Annotated in this window: 12 protein-coding genes and 1 pseudogene; 6 read left to right on the top strand and 7 right to left on the bottom strand. The window is 73.4% G+C overall.

Annotation, left to right across the window (positions count from 1 at the left end):
- Positions 1 to 2: 2 nt before the first annotated feature.
- Together ACZ573_RS36295 and ACZ573_RS36290 are read right to left on the bottom strand one after the other, a co-directional pair.
- Positions 3 to 608, bottom strand: coding sequence for a (2Fe-2S)-binding protein (locus ACZ573_RS36295; RefSeq protein ID WP_030010045.1), 606 nt, complete (start codon positions 606 to 608; stop codon positions 3 to 5).
- Positions 609 to 610: 2 nt separating this feature from the next.
- The gene (locus tag ACZ573_RS36290; RefSeq protein WP_030715117.1) at positions 611 to 1,507 is read right to left on the bottom strand and encodes an FAD binding domain-containing protein; all 897 of its coding nucleotides are present in this window, start codon (positions 1,505 to 1,507) and stop codon (positions 611 to 613) included.
- Positions 1,508 to 1,760: 253 nt separating this feature from the next.
- Between ACZ573_RS36290 and ACZ573_RS36285 the strand changes: the two genes are divergently transcribed.
- Positions 1,761 to 3,440, top strand: coding sequence for a PucR family transcriptional regulator (locus ACZ573_RS36285; protein WP_351154389.1), 1,680 nt, complete (start codon positions 1,761 to 1,763; stop codon positions 3,438 to 3,440).
- A gap of 177 nt (positions 3,441 to 3,617) precedes the next feature.
- On the top strand, positions 3,618 to 4,394 hold the full coding sequence (locus ACZ573_RS36280; protein ID WP_351154413.1) for a hypothetical protein: 777 nt from the start codon (positions 3,618 to 3,620) through the stop codon (positions 4,392 to 4,394).
- 52 nt (positions 4,395 to 4,446) lie between these two features.
- On the opposite strand, the gene ACZ573_RS36275 is transcribed toward ACZ573_RS36280, so the two are convergent.
- Positions 4,447 to 5,151, bottom strand: a complete 705-nt coding sequence (locus ACZ573_RS36275; RefSeq protein WP_471312817.1) for a GntR family transcriptional regulator — start codon at positions 5,149 to 5,151, stop codon at positions 4,447 to 4,449.
- Positions 5,152 to 5,252: 101 nt separating this feature from the next.
- On the opposite strand from ACZ573_RS36275, the gene ACZ573_RS36270 reads away from it, so the two are divergent.
- On the top strand, positions 5,253 to 6,113 hold the full coding sequence (locus tag ACZ573_RS36270) for a (2Fe-2S)-binding protein (RefSeq protein WP_471312791.1): 861 nt from the start codon (positions 5,253 to 5,255) through the stop codon (positions 6,111 to 6,113).
- Between the two features lie 208 nt (positions 6,114 to 6,321).
- Positions 6,322 to 7,380, top strand: a complete 1,059-nt coding sequence (locus ACZ573_RS36265) for a DUF2637 domain-containing protein (RefSeq protein ID WP_471312789.1) — start codon at positions 6,322 to 6,324, stop codon at positions 7,378 to 7,380.
- Positions 7,381 to 7,420: 40 nt separating this feature from the next.
- Here the strand turns inward: ACZ573_RS36265 and ACZ573_RS36260 are convergent, their stop codons facing one another.
- From ACZ573_RS36260 to ACZ573_RS36250, 3 genes and pseudogenes are all read right to left on the bottom strand, one after another.
- Positions 7,421 to 7,879, bottom strand: coding sequence for an ATP-binding protein (locus ACZ573_RS36260; protein ID WP_471312787.1), 459 nt, complete (start codon positions 7,877 to 7,879; stop codon positions 7,421 to 7,423).
- A gap of 129 nt (positions 7,880 to 8,008) precedes the next feature.
- Positions 8,009 to 8,621: pseudogene (locus tag ACZ573_RS36255) on the bottom strand (thiamine pyrophosphate-dependent enzyme); the annotation flags it as partial.
- Between the two features lie 6 nt (positions 8,622 to 8,627).
- Positions 8,628 to 9,149 (bottom strand): CGNR zinc finger domain-containing protein, encoded by a 522-nt coding sequence (locus ACZ573_RS36250; RefSeq protein WP_471312784.1) that lies wholly within the window; start codon positions 9,147 to 9,149, stop codon positions 8,628 to 8,630.
- A 79-nt stretch (positions 9,150 to 9,228) separates the two neighbouring features.
- Here ACZ573_RS36250 and ACZ573_RS36245 point away from each other — a divergent pair, with 79 nt between their 5' ends.
- Both ACZ573_RS36245 and ACZ573_RS36240 read left to right on the top strand, forming a co-directional pair.
- The gene (locus tag ACZ573_RS36245) at positions 9,229 to 10,494 is read left to right on the top strand and encodes an MFS transporter (protein ID WP_471312782.1); all 1,266 of its coding nucleotides are present in this window, start codon (positions 9,229 to 9,231) and stop codon (positions 10,492 to 10,494) included.
- Between the two features lie 25 nt (positions 10,495 to 10,519).
- The gene (locus ACZ573_RS36240; protein ID WP_471312780.1) at positions 10,520 to 10,957 is read left to right on the top strand and encodes a glutaredoxin domain-containing protein; all 438 of its coding nucleotides are present in this window, start codon (positions 10,520 to 10,522) and stop codon (positions 10,955 to 10,957) included.
- 41 nt (positions 10,958 to 10,998) lie between these two features.
- On the opposite strand, the gene ACZ573_RS36235 is transcribed toward ACZ573_RS36240, so the two are convergent.
- Complete coding sequence (locus ACZ573_RS36235; RefSeq protein WP_471312778.1) at positions 10,999 to 12,384, bottom strand: protein phosphatase 2C domain-containing protein; 1,386 nt, start codon at positions 12,382 to 12,384, stop codon at positions 10,999 to 11,001.
- Positions 12,385 to 12,452 lie beyond the last annotated feature (68 nt).

The raw sequence follows: 12,452 nt of genomic DNA, 5'->3' as shown, positions 1-12,452 counted from the left end.
GGTCAGACCGCCTCTCCCTGACGGGCGGCCGCGAGGCGGACCGCGTCGAGGATCTTCTCGTAACCCGTGCAGCGGCAGAGGTTGCCGGACAGGGCCTCACGGATGTCCTGGTCGGACGGGGAGGAGTTCTCCTCCAGGAGCGCGTCCGCCTGGATGAGCAGACCCGGGGTGCAGAAACCGCACTGGACGGCGCCGGCGTCGATGAACGCCTGCTGGATGGTGGAGAGCTCCACGCCCTCGCCGGTCTGCGAGTCGCCCGGCTTGGCCTGCCACTGCTTGGCCGCGTCCAGGGACACGCCCTTGCTGCCGCAGCCGCCGCCGGTGCCGCAGGCACCGCCGTGGCCGTGCTCCTCGCGCTGCTTGGAGAACTCCGCCAGGCCCTCGACGGTCACGACGTCGCGACCCTCGACCTGGCCGGCGGCCACCAGACAGGAACAGACCGGCACGCCGTCGAGACGGACGGTGCAGGAACCGCACTCGCCCTGCTCACAAGCGTTCTTCGAACCCGGCAGGCCCAGGCGCTCGCGCAGGACGTAGAGAAGGGACTCGCCCTCCCACACGTCGTCGGCTTCCTGCTGACGGCCGTTGACCGTGAAATTGACGCGCATGATTACGCAGCCCCTTCAAGCGAGCGGCCGTTGCCGGTACCGCGGTACTGCTCCCAGGTCCAGACGAGCTGGCGGCGAGCCATGATGCCGACCGCGTGACGGCGGTACTTCGCCGTGCCGCGGACGTCGTCGATCGGGTTGGCCGCGCCGGAGGCGAGGTCACCGAACTGCTTGGCGATCGACGGGGTGATGACCTTGCCGGACTCCCAGAAGCCGCCCTCTTCGAGCGCGGCGTTCAGGAACTCCTCGGCGGCCTTCGCCCGGATCGGGGTCGGCGCGGCCGAACCGATGCCGGTGCGGACCGTGCGGGTCTCCGGGTGCAGCGCCAGACCGAACGCGCAGACCGCGATGACCATCGCGTTGCGGGAGCCGACCTTGGAGTACTGCTGGGGGCCGTCCGCCTTCTTGACGTGAACGGTCTTGATGAGCTCGTCGGCGGCGAGCGCGTTGCGCTTCACACCGGTGTAGAACTCGTCGATCGGGATGAGGCGGGAGCCGCGTACGGACTCCACCTCGACCTCGGCGCCCGCCGCGAGCAGCGCGGGGTGGGAGTCGCCGGCCGGCGAGGCGCAACCGAGGTTGCCGCCGACGCCGCCGCGGTTACGGATCTGCGGGGACGCGACCGTGTGCGAGGCGAGCGCGAGTCCCGGGAGCTCCGTACGGAGGTTCTCCATGATCTGCGTGTACGGGACGGAGGCGCCCAGGCGAACCACATCCTCGCCGACCTCCCATTCCCGCAGCAGACCGATGCGGTTCAGGTCCAGGAGGTACTCCGGCCGGCGGTGGTCGAAGTTGATCTCGACCATCACGTCGGTGCCACCCGCAATCGGCACAGCTGAGGGGAACTCGGCCTTAGCGGCGAGCGCCTCCTCCCAGCTGGCGGGGCGAAGGAAGTCCATGAGCGGCTCTCTTCTTCTTCATCGTGTCGTTTACTTCAAGCCAGGAGGCCTGAGAGTCCTCGACTGGTCGTTCACGTGCTGTTAACGCGGTGTGGACCCAGTACACAAGCCGCTCGCCCCCCGGTGCAGTCACTGAAACCATGAAGGAGTTGGCTGACGGCCTTCCCCGTCTTGTAGATTCGTATGAAAGGCAGGATGCGACGACCTGCCCGATTTCCAACGGCAACATTCGAGACAGATCGGCGGCGACATCATGCGGCTGCGCGCACTGCTGGAAACCGAGGCGCTGGGGCTGCGGCTGCTCGGCGGCGAGGGAGAACTCGACCGGACGGTCCGCGGGGTCATGACGACCGACCTGCGTGATCCCAGCCGGTACCTGTCGGGGGGCGAACTCGTCCTGACCGGCCTGGCCTGGAGACGAAATTCAGCCGACTCCGAGCCATTCGTACGAATCCTGGCGAGCGCGGGCGTCGCCGGGCTCGCCGCGGGCGAGGCGGAGCTGCAGGCCATTCCGGATGATCTCGTTTCGGCCTGCGTGCGCAACCGGCTGCCGCTGTTCGCCGTGAACGAGGACGTTGCATTCGCCACGATCACCGAGTACGTCGTCCGGCAGGTCTCGGGCGAGCGCGCCGGAGACCTCGCGGCCGTCGTGGACCGGCACCGCCGGCTGATGACCTCGGGTCCGGCCGGCGGCGGCCCCGACGTGGTGCTCGATCTGCTCACCACCGACCTCGATCTCCGGGCCTGGGTGCTGTCCCCCACCGGCCGGCAGATCGCCGGGGCGGGCGAGCCGCTGGCGCCGGGCGTGTGCGCAGCACTGGCGAGCGAGCACCTTGCGGCGGTCCGGACGGGCCGCAGGGGGCCGCATCGGATCTCCATCCAGGGTATTACCTACTCGCTCTTCCCGATCAGGGGACACGGGCGCGGGGCCGCCGGTCCGGGGGCCCGGGACGTACGCGAGACCGTGCTCTCGGACTGGCTGCTTGCCGTCGAGGCGGACGCCGGCGACTGGCCCGCCGAGCGCCTTGACCTGCTGCAGGGCGTCACCCAGCTGATCGCGGTGGAGCGGGACCGGCGCGACGCGGCCCGCACCGTGCGCCGCCGCCTCGCACAAGAGGTCCTCGAACTGGTCCAGACGGGTGCCCCGCCCGCCGAGATCGCCGCCCGTCTGCGGGTCGCGGCCCCGGTGCTGCTGCCCGGGCTGGGCGCCGCCCCGCACTGGCAGGTCGTCGTGGCCCGGGTGGACTGGGAGGGCGGGGACATCCCCGGCGGCCCGGTGGCCCAGTCGCTGCTGGAGGAGATCCTCGTCGACCCGTCCGTCTCGGGGCCCGAGCCCTCGGACCGGATCGCGGTCGCCCATGCGGGTGACGAGGCCATCGCCCTGGTACCGCTGCCCTCGCTCTCCGGGGACGCCGGGGAGGACAAGGGCCCGGACTCCGCCCTGCACGCCGACGAGCTGCTCGCGGCCGTACGGGATCCCCTGGCGGCCGGTCTGGCCGACGACGGCCGGCTCACGCTGGGCGTCAGCGCCGCCGTGCACTCCGCCGAGGGGCTGCGCGGGGCGCTGGAGGAGGCCCGGCACGCCCGCCGGGTGGCCGCGGCCCGCCCGGGCCGGGTCTGCGCGGCGGGCCACCACGAGCTCGCCTCGCACGTGCTGCTGCTGCCGTTCGTCCCGGACGACGTCCGCCGCGCCTTCACGGCCCGGCTGCTGGACCCGCTGCGGGACTACGACCGGCGCCACCGCGCGGAGCTCATCCCGACGCTGGAGGCGTTCCTGGACTGCGACGGTTCCTGGACCCGCTGCGCGACGCGGTTGCACCTGCACGTCAACACGCTGCGCTACCGCGTCGGGCGAATCGAGCAGTTGACGGCGCGTGACCTGTCCCGGCTGGAGGACAAGCTCGACTTCTTCCTGGCACTGCGGATGAGCTGAGAAGATCCGCCCCGCGGCCGTCCGGGTTCGGCCACGGGGCGGCTGATGATCCGTCCGGACTTTGTGAAAAAGTTCACCCAACCCCTTGGCCGATGCCGTGAATCCGTGCTCTCATTTCGCCCCAGGGCTCAACGATGTGCTGCTTGCTTTGGGGAGGGCAATGTGGCGGACACCGCCATGTCGGGTGCCGGAACAACCGGAGGAGACGACCCCCTCCAGCGGGCGATATGGCGGCTGCGCTCGCGCGGCTGTTGGACCGATGCGGCGGCGCTGCTGACGCCGCACGTCGGCAAGGCGGGCAGTGCCGGGGCGGCCGTGCAGCGGACCGCGCTGCTGGTGGAGCGCTGCCTGTTCACCGGGCAGGGCTGGGCCGAGGCCGAGGACGCGCTGCGGATCGCCGAGGCGGTGTCCCAGGACGACGACGACCGGGGCGCGGCCGCGTGCGAACGGGGCCAGCTGGCGTACGCCGCCACCGTGCTCGGCGTACGCGACCGGGCCGACGAGGCCCGCTCCGCGCTGGGCCGTGCCGCGGCCCTGCTGTCCCCGGAGTCCCGGACCCGCCCGCTGCTGGACTTCCGGCGGGGGCTCGTCGCGGAGCACCTGGCGGACGCCCCGCAGTCCGCCCGGCCGGCCTACCACCGGGCCCATGCGGGGGCGGAGGCGCACGGCGACACCCTGCTGCTGTCCTTCACCTGGCGGCACCTGGCCGCGCTGGCCCTGCGGGACGGGGAGGTGGCCGAGGCCCGCAAGGGCTTCGCGGAGTCCCTGCGCATCCGGGAGGACCTGGGCTTCCTGATCGGCACGGCCCCGGCGCTGGCGGCGCTGGCCGAGGCCGAACCGGAACCGGAGGCCACCCGGCTCCGCGCGGAGGCCCGCCGCCTGTTCCACCTGCTGGGCGGCATCCCCACCTGGCTGGCGGACCAGCTCCACCCGACCCCCTCACCGGCGGCGTAGCGTCTTCAGCCTCGCCGGCGGTTGAGGCACGGGGTCCGGGGCGGAGCCCCGGTCAGGCGGGGGAGCCTGCGAAGTGTTCGCGGACCAGGGACTCCACCACCGGGAGGTCCCGCGCGATCAGCGCCTCCAGCAGCGCCGAGTGCTCCGCCGCATCGGCGACGAGATCGGCCCGCCGAACCCGCGGAGCGCCCGGCAGGGGCCACTGGGCCCGGCGGTGGAGCTCCCCCGCCACCTGCACCAGCTGGGCGTTGCCGGCCAGCCGCAGCACCTCCCGGTGGAAGTCCCGGTCCGCCTGCGCGTACCCCGGCAGGTCACCGGCGGCCGCCGCCTCGGCCGTGGCGGCCGCGGCCGGACGCAGGGCCTCCCAGGCGTCCGCCGGAACCGTGCGGGCCAGCCGGATCATCACGGGGACCTCGAGCAGCGCCCGTACCTCGGCCAGCTCGGCGAGCTCCCCCGGCGTGCGGGAGACCACGCGGAAGCCCCGGTTGGGGAGGCATTCCACCGCCCCCTCCACGGCCAGCTGCTGCATCGCCTCGCGCACGGGGGTCGCGGAGACCCCGAAGCGCTCCCCCAGGGCCGGCCCCGAGTAGATCTCCCCCGGCACCAGCTCTCCGTCGATCAGAGCCGCGCGCAGCGCGTCGAGCACCTGACCGCGCACCGAATGGCGCAACACCTTCTGCCTTTGTGCCGGTACCCGGGCGTGGGCCGTTTCGTGCACTCGGTCCTCCTCCTCCGGGTCTCGACCTGTCCTGAGAATAGGTGACGGCGCGCGCGGGGAGGGGTGCGGATCGATCCGAATCAAGTAAGGTAAGGCTACCCTGTTAACGATCGTGTGATTCTGTGATTCGGTGGCCCGCCATGACCGTCACGACCATCCCGGCCGCCACATCCGCCCCGCCCGGCTCTGCGGTGACGGATGCGTTCGCCAGGCTGGCCGAGGCGTACGGAGGGCTGCGGGTGATCGAGCGAACCGCTGACGAACCTCTCCCTCGCGGTGCGGGATGGGTCGGCGCGGACGAGCTCGCGGCCGGCGGTCCGGCCCTGGACGCCTACCTCGCCTGGGACGACGCCCAGGTCCTGCAGGACTACGGGACCCACGCCCGCCCCGATGTGATCGCGGGCTTCGGGCTGCACCGGTACGCGTGGCCGGCCTGCCTCCTGATCACCCTGCCGTGGTTCCTGCACCGGCGGGTCCCCCGCCTCCCGGTCGCCGAGGTGGCCTTCCACCGGACCCGCGGCCGCCTCAGCGTGCGCATCGGCGAGTTCGCCTGCCTGCCGGACGATCCGGCGGCCGCACTGCCGGGGGCCCGTGTCGTGCCCGGCGAGGAGGCGCTGCGCGAGGAGGTACGGGCCGCGGTGGCCCAGCACCTCGGACCGCTCCTGGAAGGCTTCGGCCCGCGCATGCGGCGCGGCCGGCGCGCCCTGTGGGGCATGGTGACCGACGAGGTCGTCGAGAGCCTCTGGTACATCGGCAGCCTGCTCGGCGAGGAGCAGCGGGCCATGGCCGAGCTGGAGGCGCTCCTGCCGGGGTCCACCGCCCCGTACACCGGGGGCGCGGGGTTCCGTACGCTCACCGGGCCCGCCGGCGAGGAGGTGCCCACCCGGGACCGGGCCGGCTGCTGCTTCTTCTACACCATCCGCCCCGAGGACACCTGTGTCACCTGTCCCCGGACCTGTGACACCGACCGTATCGCCCGCCTCGCGGCGACCGCAGTCTGAACCCACCCCGTACGGCTGACTGTAATCGAACACAACTCAGCTCATACGGGCGCCAGTTCGAGTGACAACACCCTATCCGGCGGGCCCCGCCCCCCGATGGCGTCCACTTGCCCCGAAACCCGCGTGCACGGCTCACCGGCTACGCCACTATGGCGCCCGGAAAGCCGTACAGCCGCATGGCCGCACACGCGAGGCAAGGGACATCCGCATGAGACTGACCGACATATCGCTGGACTGGCTGCTGCCCGGCAGCCTGCTGATCCTGGGCGTACTTGCGGCAGTTGCGGTACTGGCCCGTGGCAAGCGCGAGAGCGAGAAGGCCGCGGCCGACGACAGCTGGGAGCGCAGCGAGGAACGGCGGCGGCGCAAGGAAGCCGTCTACGGGACCGCTTCGTACGTTCTGCTCTTCTGCTGTGCGGCGGTCGCCGCCGCACTCTCCTTCCACGGGCTGGTCGGCTTCGGCCGGCAGAACCTCAACCTCTCCGGAGGCTGGGAGTATCTGGTCCCCTTCGGCCTCGACGGCGCCGCGATGTTCTGCTCGGTGCTGGCCGTGCGCGAGGCCAGCCACGGCGACGCGGCCCTGGGCTCGCGCATGCTCGTCTGGCTGTTCGCGGGCGCGGCGGCGTGGTTCAACTGGGTGCACGCTCCGCGGGGCATGGGCCACGACGGGGCCCCGCAGTTCTTCGCGGGGATGTCGCTCTCGGCCGCCGTGCTCTTCGACCGCGCCCTCAAGCAGACCCGCCGGGCGGCGCTGCGCGAACAGGGCCTGATCCCGCGGCCGTTGCCCCAGATCCGGATGGTCCGCTGGCTGCGGGCCCCCCGGGAGACCTTCGGCGCCTGGTCGCTCATGCTGCTGGAGGGGGTGCGCACCCTCGACGAGGCCGTGGACGAGGTGCGCGAGGACAAGAAGGAGCGGGAGCAGGACCGGCACCGCAGGCGCGATCAGAACCGGCTGGACCGGGCGCGCATCAAGGCGCTGGGCCGGCAGAACCGGGCGTTCGGGCGGTCGCGCGGCCGCCAGGTCGAGCTCCCGGAACTGACGCAGGGAGCGGGCTCCGCGCCGGCCGGCGCGGAGCCGGCCATACCGGAATCAGGACAGCTGCCCCTGCGACGCCGGCCCTCCCTGCAGGCCGTCCACCGAACCGAATCCATTGATGTGACCGGCACCCGGACGGTGGACCTCACCGCCGAGGACGACACCCAGACCATTCCCCGGCTGGACTCGCTGGAGCGCAAACTGAAGGACCTGGAGCAGCAGTTCGGCTGACCCGGTCCGCCCTGACGGGAATCCCGCGGGGCCCGCCTGTTCAGGCGGGCCCTCCGTCGTACGGCCCGTCGTGCCGTCCGTCGAGCTCGAACCAGACCACCTTGCCGCTGCCCAGGGCCAGCGCGTCCACACCCCAGTCGTCGGCGAGCTCCTGCACCAGCACGAGTCCCCGGCCGTGCGTACCGTCGTCGGCGGTCGGTACGTACGGCCGGGGACGGCGTGCGGCGTAGTCCCGGACCTCCACCCGTAAGCGGGTGGCGGCGAGACTCGCGTGCACCTCCGCGCCGCGGTCGGTGTGGACCAGCGCGTTGGTGACGAGCTCGGTGATCAGCAGCTCGGCCACCTCGGCGGCATCGGTCCTGCACCGGTGGCGCATCAACTCCCGCAGAGCCCGGCGGACTTCGCCGACCGCCTTCAGGTCGGCCCGGCGTACGCTCCGGGTGATCCGCAGCGTGTCCACCGCTTCCCCGTCCTCGTCGGCGGACGGCTCGCGCGGCACCGGCCTCCCTCTCCCCCACAGCTTCCCGGTCTTCGCCCCCACCCGCACGGCGATGTCCCTCCCGTGTCCTTGCTCTCGAACAGGTCTACGGGATGCATGCCCCCCGGGCGGTTCCGCACTCCTGCGGGCTTAGGGGCGGGGCACCTCGCGGAGGCCGGATCGAGCCATCCGGATCATGCGGCCCGCCTCTCCTCCCCACACGATCTTGCTGTGGGACCGCGCGGATCCGGTCACCGCGACGGCACCGGTCTTCGGAGGATCCGACAGGGCGGCCGGGACCGTCACCCCGTCCACCGGAACGGGTCCCCGACACGGGAATACGTCCTTCAAAGCCCCTGTGAGCTGCTGGGGCTTCTTCACGTGGCACCCTTGCGCGCCCACCGTGCGCGCGAGGGCGGCGAAGCCGGGGTTCCTGTCCGCCGCCCCGCGGGAGGGCAGGCCGGAAACCGGCACCTCCCACGCGGCCCTTCCGGGGGACGAGCTGGTGAAGAGACCCACTTTGACGGGCAGGCCGTACTGCACCAAGGTGAGGAAATCTCCCCTCGGCATCGAGAAACCGCCGTCGCCCGGCCTCGACACCACTTGACGGTTCCGGTCGGTGAACCGTGCGCCGATGACCGGCGGAAGGGCGCCGGCCATGGAGCCGTGGCCGAAGGAGCCGATGATGCGCCGTTCGCCGTTCGCCGTTCGGGGAAAGATAGCGCGCCGCCCACCCGTTGCACATGCCGGTGCCGACGGCGAACTCGGGTCAGGCGGTGTGCCGCGCGCGGTGGCGGCGGACGGCGTCGCGGTTGGCGCAGCGGGGCGAGCAATAGCGCCGGCGTCCCGTGCGCGAGGTGTCGGCGAAGACCGCGGCGCACTCGGACACGGCACATCGCCGGAGCCGGTGCATGCCCCGGCCCGCGAGGTGCAGTGCGGTCCCGACGATGATCAAGGAGAACAGCTGGGCACCGAAGGGCTGTTGTTCGTCTCGGTAGTGCAGGTGCCAGCCGTCGCCGGCGTGGTCGGTCAGCCTCGGGAAGGCGGCGATGTCTTCCAGCATGCCGTTGAGCAGCGCGGCGCGCTCCGGTTCGCCGACGGCGTCGACGACCTCCTCCCATGCCGTCAGGGCCCGGTGCGCACGGTCCAGATCCTCCGGAGTCACCGGCCCCGGCACCGCCAGCCCGGCGGCGCGGCAGCGGTCCGCGAGCTCCCCTGGGCTCGAAGGGCGGCGGTTGGCGAGGTCGGCGGCCAGCTTCACCGCGTCCGTCCCGTAAGGGTTGAGGTGCACAAGACCATTACAGCAGGCTGTCCGCACCCCGGAAAGGGGCTCTCACCCGCACCTGAACCCCCGACCAGCGGAGTCCACCATGCCGCGGCTGCTGCCCGCCCCCGGTCCCCAACGCGTCCTGACCGTATCGACGTTCGCCCACGCGATCGGCAGCGGGATGTATCTGACCGCGGGAGTCCTCTACTTCACCGAGGCGGTCCGGCTCCCCGCGGACCAGGTGGGACTCGGTCTCGGCATCGCCGGACTCGTGGCGCTCGGCGTGGGCATCGGAGCCGGGCACCTCGCCGACCGCCACGGCCCGCGCGGCGTGTACGCGGCCACGCTGGTCGTCCGCGCCCTGGCCACGGCCGGCTTCGTGTCGGCCGACGGGTTCTGGCCGTTCGTGCTGGTCGTCACGCTGGCCGCGTCGGCCCAGGCCGCAGGGCTCTCGGCGCGCGGCCCGATCATCAGACGGCACGGAGGCGAGCGCCCCCAGGAGCTCCGTGCGTACCTGCGGTCCGTCAGCAACACCGGGATCTCCCTGGGCGCCGTATGCGCGGGCTGGGCCGTCCAGTCGGGCACGGAGACCGCGTACCGGCTCCTGATCGCCGGCAACGCCGTCTCCTTCGCGGTGTCCGCCGCGTTCCTGGTCCGCCTCGCCCCGATCCGTCCCCTGCCCAGCGGCGGCGGCCGCCGGTGGGCCGCGCTGTGTGACCTGCCCTACCTCGGGATCACCGCCCTGGACGGCGTCATGGCCGTCCAGTTCAAGGTCCTGACCGTGGCCGTCCCGCTGTGGATCATCAGCGAGACGACCGCACCGCGCTGGCTGGTGTCCGCCTGCATGCTGACCAACACGGCCATCGTCATCGCCTTCCAGTTACGGGCCAGCCGGAACATCGCCGCCCCCGCCACCGGCGCCCGCGCCTACCGCCGGGCCGGCGCCGCGTTCCTCGTGTCCTGCGCCCTGGTCTCCCTGTCGGCGGGAGCGCCCGCCTGGGCTGCCGCCACCCTGCTCCTGGTCGCGGTCGTCGTCCACACCGTCGGCGAACTCTGGCATGCTGCGGGAGGGTTCGAGATCTCCTTCGCCCTCGCTCCCGAGCATGCCACCGGCCAGTACCTCGGCGTCTTCGGTATGGGTGCCGGACTCGCCGAGGCCCTCGGCCCGTCCCTGCTGATCGCCCTGTGCATCGGCTGGGGGCGACCCGGCTGGTTCGTCCTCGGCGCCGTCCTCGCCCTCAGCGGCCTCGTGGCCCCGCCCGCGGTCCGCTGGGCGGAGCGCCGCAGGCCGGGGGCGGCCGGCGGCGAGGGTTCTCCCGCCGCGCCCGGCGCGCCCGCCGCGGCCTCACCCCTGGTCCGGGGAGCCTGACGGCTCGTCGGTAGCCTGCGTCCTCATGATGCGTGCTTGGATCGTGCCGATGCTGTTCGGGGTCTGCGGATCGGTCGTCGCGGCCGGCCTGGTGCTGGGCGGGAGTCCCGGCACGGCCGCGGCGCTGCTGCTGGTGTTCGTGCTGCTGGCAGGCGTGAACTCACCTCTGCTGTTCCCGCGGTCGATCGGCGCGCAGGAGGCACAGCGGCGCAGCGCGGCCGACGGCCGGGCGGTCGTCTTCTGGCGGCCCGGCTGCAAGTACTGCATACGGCTGCGCATCCGGCTGGGCCGCAGCGCGCACCGACTGCACTGGGTGGACATCTGGCGCGACCCGGCAGGAGCCGCCGTGGTGAGGGCGGCCAACGACGGGAACGAGACCGTGCCGACCGTCCTCGTGGCGGGCCGGCCACACACCAACCCCGATCCCGAGTGGGTGCGCGGACAGCTCCTGCCTTCCGGGTGACCGGAAGCCGTGCCGCGCCGTGCCGCGCCGTGCCGCGCCGGTCAGGCCTCCCAGACCGCGGCGGCCGTGCGGTCGTCGGCGTACCCCTTGAGGCGGAGCTGGGTGTCCGCGAGGAAGGCCGCGAGGCCCGGCGGCTCCTGACCGGCCCAGCGGGCGGCGAGCTCCGCCGGGAGGGCGGCCTCCTCCCGCATCGGTTCCGCCAGGCCTCCGGAGCACAGGAGCAGGGTGTCGCCGGGCCGGGCCACGGCCGCGCGGAAGCGGAAGCCGCCCTCGGTGTCCTCGGCCTGCTGCCCGGCGGGTTCCAGGTCCTGCCACTGCCCCGAGCGGAGCCGGAACAGGCCGCCCGCGCCCGCGCCGAAGCACACCCGGGTGCGGCATGCCGGGTCCAACGGCAGCAGCAGCCCGCGCAGTCCGGCGGTGTACGCGGGTTCCTCGAGCCCCAGCTCGGCGGCGCGGGCCCGCAGTCGCCCGTAGCCCCGGTCGGTGAGTCGTTGCAGGCCCGAGCGCAGGGCGTCGCGGCGCCCGGCGCGGATGTCGTCGGCCAGCCGTTCCTGGCTGCGCCCGACGGCGGCCGCGACGGTGCGGCACAGTTCGGCGGCGGCCTCGGCGGCCCCGGGGGCGGCCCGGTCCCCGCCCGCGAGGGCGACCAGGACCAGCGCGTCGTCACCGCTGCCGAAGCGGGCGGTGAGCAGGAAGTCGCGGCGCGCCTCGCCCCGGTAGCGGGCGGAGTCCCCGCGCAGGGAGGCGGCGCGCAGGGTGTACGTGCCGTAGCGGGCCCCCTCCAGGACGGTGTCCGGGGTCAGTTCCTCGACGGCGGCCGGGTCGGCGGGCGGGAGGGCGCCGGGTTCGGGGGCGTAGGTGGGGGCGCGGTCGCCCAGGTGGGAGACCTGGGGCCGGACGGCCTCGGGTCCGGCCGCCACCGGCTCGGGACCCGGCCCGGGCTCCGGACCCGGCTCGGACTCGGCCACGGACGCCGACTGCGGGGGCGGCGACTGCGGGGCCGGGTCGAACCAAGTCTCCGGACTCGGCGCATCCCGGTGCCGCACCGGCAGCTCGGGCCCGCGCAGCGGCGGTACGGCCACGCCCCCGAGCGCGTACCCCGTGGCGTCGCCCGCCCGGGGATCCCGCGGCGGCGGGAGGGTGGGCAAGGCCGGGGTCGGCGCCGGCTCCCCCTGCCGGGGGCCGGGGAGCAGCGGCTCCGGGGCGCGCGGAGGTTCCGGCGGGCCCGGGTCCGGCACGAGGCCCGGTGCCGTGCCCGCGGCCGGTGCCGTGGCCGGTGCCGACGCCGGTGCCGGTGCCGGGTCCGCCGTCACGCCCGCCGCCGAGCGGAACCGGTTGTCCAGGGTGTCCCCCGGGTCGGGTTCCGCTCCCGCGTCCGGGGCCTCGTAGAGCTTCTGCCACCAGTCGTCCGCGCCCTGCTGACTCATGGCTTCATTCTCGGCCTCCCATGGGGGCGGAAAACGCCGAATGCACGAAAAGGGTCCACCGGACCGCC

Source organism: Streptomyces sp. NPDC040545 (genome assembly GCF_055595065.1).
This window is presented reverse-complemented; position numbering and strand designations above follow the sequence as displayed.